Below are 5,869 nucleotides of genomic sequence, written 5' to 3' on the forward strand. Positions count from 1 at the left end.
GCATAGTCTTGCATTTGGCTGGCGGTGGTTACGGTGATGGTTTGTGTCTGCATGGCTCGCCCCTGTGCTGTAAAACCATTCTTAGGTTACACAGTGCGATTGAAGATAGGCCGGATGACCAATTGGTGATTAAGTAAGGGAAACAATAGACTGGGCGTGGTGGCTAAAGAACTATGATACGAGGATCTTTAGCCACCGAGTCTGACAACATGGCCGCGCCTGCAGGCAACTGCAGGCGCGCATCCGTTCAAGCCGTGTCGACAACCGAAAGAGCGACTCCTATAGTAAAATATGGAACTCAAGGAGCTGTGTTATTGGTGTGTTTATTCGGATAAAAAGCCTATTTTTTTGCGTGCTCTTTTGCGTATTACTTGGCGTAATCGCGACAATAGGCCTGATACGATCTTTACAACAAGCAGAAGATAAATCTCGTGGACGAGTCGAAGGGTTAAGTTTTTTGATTGCCGAATGGGTGGAAGGCTCGTTTCAGATAACCGATTATTTATTACGAGATATGTTGGGGCATGTCCAACCCGAAGACCTTGTCTACCCCCACCCGGATCCAGACGCGCATCAACGTCTAACAGCGTTAATTGCCTCTAAAATGAACACAGTTCCTAATGTCATTCTTGCCGGCTTTTTTGATCAAAACTGTATTATCACTCATGCCAACAGCAAGGAACTAGGCTGGGATGGCAGCCATCGAGACTACTGTAAAGCGCTACGAGACTCTCCCGATCGAAATACATTCGTCTCCAATGCATTTAAAAGTACGACGGGCCCACTGAATGTCACCCAATCGCGAAAGTTTTTGCCAAACCAACCCAGCTTTCAAGGTTTTGCGGCCTTGGGCGTTGATCTCACTTTTTTCTCCAACTGGGTTGGAGAAATCTCGATAGATCCGCTGGATGTAGTCGCCATCTTAGATCAAAATCTAAGACTTTTAGCAAGAGAGCCCAGTAAACCCGAGAGCTTGGGCAAGCTGATAGAAGACCCTATTGTTAGTGCCTTTATTGCGTCCGGGCTAACAGAAAAAAGCTTTCGAGCTACGTCACCCATTGATGGTGTGCCGCGTTTATTCAGTATTCGCAAAGTCGAGGGGCTACCGTTTTATACTTTAGTTGGAGAAGCAGACCAACATTGGCAAGCAGACTGGCGCTATCAAGTGAGAGTCGCGGTGGGGGCGCTGATCGTATTGTGGTTACTTGCCCTATTCACGCTTCGTACATACTGGGACCAGTTAAACTATCTTGGCGAACTCAAAATCGCGCGTGACAAGCTTGAAACGTTAAGCATTACCGATCCACTTACCGGATTAGCGAATCGGCGCTGCTTTGATGAAGTGCTTAATGCTGAATATCAACGACTGAAACGAACACGCGCACCCATGTCGGTAATCATGATCGACTTAGATTACTTTAAAGCCTTCAATGACACCTATGGTCACTTGGCGGGCGACAGATGTCTAAAGGCGGTTAGCGAAGTCATCCAACAAAGCCTAAAACGCCCACAAGATTTGGCCGCACGATACGGGGGCGAGGAATTCTGTTGTATCTTACCGGAAACCCCACATGCCGGCGCAACCGCGATTGCGATGACGATTAAAGCGTCGATTACAGCACTTGGTATTCCCCACGGCAGATCCAACGCCGCGCGTCATGTTACCGCTAGTTTGGGGGTTGCGACCATTGAGTGTACGCCAGACATCTCGCCTGACTATCTTGTCCACTTGGCGGATCAACGCCTATATTGGGCGAAGAACAATGGACGTGATCAAGTGGGATTTGAGCAACGCCCAGCACACAAAACGAAAGACGACTAACTCCTCTTACTCGCCATAAGCTACTTATACCTATGGCATTAATACATATACCCAAGCCAATCCATATGCCCTGCAGGCCATGATTTATCTTTCATCGGTTTAACGTACAATTCATCGACATACTCAACCGCAACGCCATAATTTGTATGTTCATGGATGCGTAGCCAAGAGGCATGTGACTCGACGAGCTGAAAGCCATTGGCCACATAAAAATCGTGCAGCTCAGAAATAAGAATAATGAAATCAACATCTTTATCTCGCGCATAGTCAACCAGTTGCGCCAGCATACTCGAGCCAATCCCTTTTCTTTGCCAAGCGCTGTCGATGCAAAAATCACTCACGCCTAACACTTTGTATACCTCACCACCGACATTCACTGCCCTGTAATCCAGCCCCATATAACCAATCAGTTGATTGTCGTGGTACTGCAAAGCCCGCATATGGAGAAGCTGCTTGTAGTAAGAACGGGAAACTTGATGGTCAGGAAATGCCTTGTTTCTAAGCGCTTGAATAGCCTCATGCTGCGCGTTCGACACTTCGATTTCTGGGAGAACTTCCATGTTTAAGTTATTGATAATAAGTCCATTTATTTAACGATTAAGCGTTGCGCAATATTAATCGAACGCAATAATGTTGGCTCAAGGGTGACGTAGAAGTGTGTTTTAAATCACACAATAAAAATGGCGGCCTCTACGTAAAGTAAAAGCCGCCATTCCTTTATAACCTTGATTAACGCTCTATGATAACCAGATCGATACGGCGTAAATCTTCATCTCCCGGCGTATGTCGGTATCCCATTGCCGACATTACAACCGTTTCCTTCGCTGGTTCAACTGCAAGGCTTTTCTCGCCTTCTTGTGGATCTTTAATGCTCTTGATGTAGAAAACACCGAGACTTTGACCTGAGTTACCACCGATAAGGTCAATATCGAGTTCGCCATGGTGTCCGGTTTTTGCAATGACTTTAAAGGTTCGCTCGTGCCCCTCAGGTATTACTTGGTTATTGATGGAAGCGCCATCTTCTTCTACCCAAGAGTCACGCGTCACTTGGGTGGTGATCGACTGTTGGGTAAAGTTCTTGATAGTTACATTGGCTGGACTTGACATGTTTATCTCCTATAAATCTTTAATCTTCATCGAAATGCCTAGCATTCTGGCAATTGACACGATCAAAGCACTTACAGGCGTATCCCCGACGCCCTATACGCCAACCGCTAAGTACTGGTCATCTCAAGTTAAGACCGAAGAACAACAACAAGCAAGATTTGCCCATAAAAAAATACATTGTCATGACATATCACTTAGGACTGCTGAATAGTCATAAGCTGTTAGGTCACGATCAATCGATACAAATACGCGTCACTCGCCCCATACTGAATCCGTTTGATTCTTTGAAAACCCTGTTTCTCGTAAAACCGCTGCGCGCCGACACTGAACGTGGGAGTTTCTAGTTCGATCACTTCTCCCGGCAGTACGTGTGCCTTAAGAAATTCGAGTACCATCTGACCCATCCCTCGCCCTTGATAATCTGGGGCGATAAACAGCCTTATCAACTGGAGGATGCCGGATTGGTATAAAAAGTAAAACCCGCCCACCCGCTGACTGTTTTGCTTAATCACATAATATTGGTAACAGCTTGCGGCGTATCGTTGATGATCATAACTATCGTAACCAGGCGGTCCCGACCCACAAAGCGCGCGGTCAGACGCAAATGCGCGTATTTGCAACCGTACAAGTTCATGCATGTCACACTCATTTGCCTTTTCAATCAAGCACACGTCATCACTCACTTCTTTCACCATACCAAGCAGCTGTGGTCACGCCTCTTTGCAATCACGAATGGGACTCATGGTTGCTCTATCTGCTTAAAGTTGAAATTCAATAGCTGAGATTTACTGATTGGCGTGCTCGATTCAGCAAAGAAAACGTGTCGCGCTCCCGCCCCTAGTGTCGCTTCGCGGAAAGCACGTACCTCAACATTAGTAATTCCACCTTCAATTTTCTCGATAAATTGAACAATCGCTATTGGCGATAGAGAAAAAATACTTTTAGGTAATAGTTCATCGAGTACCTCTTTTAAACAGCGTTCAATGGCAAAGAACTCACCCATTAAGGTTCTTGGATGCGATAGCGCTGCACATGTCCGCACAATCGAGCTATCCGTTTCAAGATGTGTTGCTTTAACTTCACCCTTTTTAATTTGCAGATGCACATGATTCTTTTTGAACACTTAAACTCCTTGGAAAAATGGCACACATCATTTTTAAATATTGGTCTTATCAACATTCTTAATGGTTACCTGCGCACCCGTTTGACTGTTGATTGTCTTATGGTACCGACCATTAACGAAATGTAGTGCTGAATAATCACTTATCCCATAGCAAGGCAWGTTTATATGATGATTGGCGAACTGAGAAAACAGCTCAGCTTTTTCGTCACTCCCCGTATAATGCGCTGATGCAAGACCTTGGACAAAGCTAAGCCCCTCGATAACGGAATACTTCTCAGGATCGCTATCTGTGATCCCGTAGTCGAACCAACATATTGCCCCCGCACTCATACCACACAATATGATGCCACTTTCATAGCAATCTTGAAGTAGTTTATCTATTCCCCACGCTTTCCATACCGCTAACATAGAGCGTGTATTACCACCGCCGACATAAATTACATCTTGCTCTTGCAGATGTGTTCGCCAGTCTAGGTTGGCTTTAAATAATGGAAAATGACTTAAGCGGCGACTGAGTTTGGACTGATAAAAACGGTCGATGGCTTCCTCAGCATCCCCAGTGGCAGTGGGAATATAGCAAACTTTCGGATCGCTTTTCCCAGTTAACCTGAGCGCATATTGATCTAATTCGCTTTGCTGCTCTCCCATCATCCARCCACCACCGCCTAACGCGACAATATGTTTATCCATGACATGGCCTGATTATTGACTAAAGTTCCTTGTGTCTTAAAAAGTATCAAGGAAAGACGTGACATCTTCCCTTCGCGTAAAATGAAATTTTACACCATCAAATTTTTCGAATAATTGGCGATGATAGCTGTGTGAGCTCTTTGATTTTCTAAAATAATACTCGGAGGCCCATTGGATTAACGCTTGAAAGTTGTTTTTCGCTAACTCAGCATTCGCTTCTTCGCTAACATTTTGACCTCTTAAACGTAACGATTCTTCGCATTTGGTCCAGTCTATATCAATAAAAATCAATGTATCAGCAAACTCAAGTAACTCTTCAACGAGCGCACCAAAAACACCTTCGACAACCCAAGCATCCTCTGATGATAATTGTTTTAAATCGTCATCAATAAATTTTGCTGGCCGTTTCTTGCTATATCCACCTGGCTCCCAATAAAAAGTGTCTAGATTGACGTCTCTAGCACCAACCTTGGCTGACAGCCGAGCTGATAGCCAACTCTTCCCAGCCCCTGAGTTACCTATTATGACAACTCTTTTCATACACGGTTATCCATTTAATTGTCGCCACTTAAAAAGGAAAACGACAAATTCTTCCCGATGTAATCCATCTTAAAATATTTGTCGTCAATGCTATTATGCCCTTGGGTCCGGGATGGTTTTAAAGGTAGCGTCGAAAACCTTGTTGTCACCCTCAGAGAGCTTTAACTGATAACTAAGTGATTTTTCATAAAACTCTATAGCTTGGGCTCGTTCTCCTGTGATCAATAGYGAATGACTTAAGACCGCATTCGTGAATGCTTGAATCCAATTCGCTCCTTGTCCGTCAAAGTAGGAAAATGCCGCTTTCGCAAATTGGATACACAGTGGAGAATCATTGATACAAAGTGCTCTTGCTATTGCTAAATTGGCAAGTTCAATATTCTCTTGGGTTCCTACTTCTGACCAATGATACAGAGAGGAAAATGCAACAATTAAAAGCTTTTTCTTCTCTTCTTGGCTCAGGTCTGACTCCGATAACGACCAAAATTCATTGTTGCTTTCAATTGCGAAGTATCGGTTAAAGCGGGAGATTTCTTCACTATTTGGCTTTGCCATAAACATTCTTATTAATATAAATGATATAATTA

Annotated in this window: 8 protein-coding genes; 1 reads left to right on the forward strand and 7 read right to left on the reverse strand. The window is 44.4% G+C overall.

All coding sequences use genetic code 11. The annotated features are described in order from the left end of the window. Window positions 1–457 precede the first annotated feature (457 nt). A complete protein-coding gene (locus BZG83_RS15600) occupies window positions 458–1,822 on the forward strand; it encodes a GGDEF domain-containing protein (RefSeq protein WP_131825107.1) in 1,365 nt (454 codons plus the stop codon). A gap of 38 nt (window positions 1,823–1,860) precedes the next feature. On the opposite strand, the gene BZG83_RS15605 is transcribed toward BZG83_RS15600, so the two are convergent. From BZG83_RS15605 to BZG83_RS15635, 7 genes are all read right to left on the reverse strand, one after another. Next, complete coding sequence (locus BZG83_RS15605) at window positions 1,861–2,382, reverse strand: GNAT family N-acetyltransferase (protein WP_077481916.1); 522 nt, start codon at window positions 2,380–2,382, stop codon at window positions 1,861–1,863. Between the two features lie 169 nt (window positions 2,383–2,551). Continuing rightward, window positions 2,552–2,929: a hypothetical protein gene (locus tag BZG83_RS15610; RefSeq protein WP_069589419.1), complete on the reverse strand. Its 378-nt coding sequence runs from the start codon at window positions 2,927–2,929 to the stop codon at window positions 2,552–2,554. A 221-nt stretch (window positions 2,930–3,150) separates the two neighbouring features. Continuing rightward, entirely contained in the window at window positions 3,151–3,567 is a 417-nt protein-coding gene (locus BZG83_RS15615; protein WP_241825761.1) for a GNAT family N-acetyltransferase, read from the reverse strand. A 101-nt stretch (window positions 3,568–3,668) separates the two neighbouring features. Beyond that, window positions 3,669–4,052, reverse strand: coding sequence for a hypothetical protein (locus BZG83_RS15620; protein ID WP_077457227.1), 384 nt, complete (start codon window positions 4,050–4,052; stop codon window positions 3,669–3,671). Between the two features lie 33 nt (window positions 4,053–4,085). Continuing rightward, window positions 4,086–4,742 (reverse strand): peptidase E, encoded by a 657-nt coding sequence (locus BZG83_RS15625; RefSeq protein WP_077481918.1) that lies wholly within the window; start codon window positions 4,740–4,742, stop codon window positions 4,086–4,088. A gap of 36 nt (window positions 4,743–4,778) precedes the next feature. Then, complete coding sequence (locus BZG83_RS15630; protein WP_077481920.1) at window positions 4,779–5,282, reverse strand: AAA family ATPase; 504 nt, start codon at window positions 5,280–5,282, stop codon at window positions 4,779–4,781. A 93-nt stretch (window positions 5,283–5,375) separates the two neighbouring features. Beyond that, the coding region (locus BZG83_RS15635; RefSeq protein ID WP_241828302.1) for a hypothetical protein at window positions 5,376–5,869 on the reverse strand (494 nt) is incomplete at its 5' end.

The organism is Salinivibrio sp. PR919 (genome assembly GCF_001995355.1).
GTDB classification, from domain to species: Bacteria; Pseudomonadota; Gammaproteobacteria; order Enterobacterales; family Vibrionaceae; genus Salinivibrio; species Salinivibrio proteolyticus.

Excerpts from the sequence above, each read along its gene's own strand:
- BZG83_RS15605 (WP_077481916.1), bottom strand. The coding sequence starts at position 2,382 with ATGGAAGTTCTCCCAGAAATCGAAGTGTCGAACGCGCAGCATGAGGCT.
- BZG83_RS15610 (WP_069589419.1), bottom strand. The coding sequence starts at position 2,929 with ATGTCAAGTCCAGCCAATGTAACTATCAAGAACTTTACCCAACAGTCG.
- BZG83_RS15615 (WP_241825761.1), bottom strand. The coding sequence starts at position 3,567 with ATGCATGAACTTGTACGGTTGCAAATACGCGCATTTGCGTCTGACCGC.
- BZG83_RS15630 (WP_077481920.1), bottom strand. The coding sequence starts at position 5,282 with ATGAAAAGAGTTGTCATAATAGGTAACTCAGGGGCTGGGAAGAGTTGG.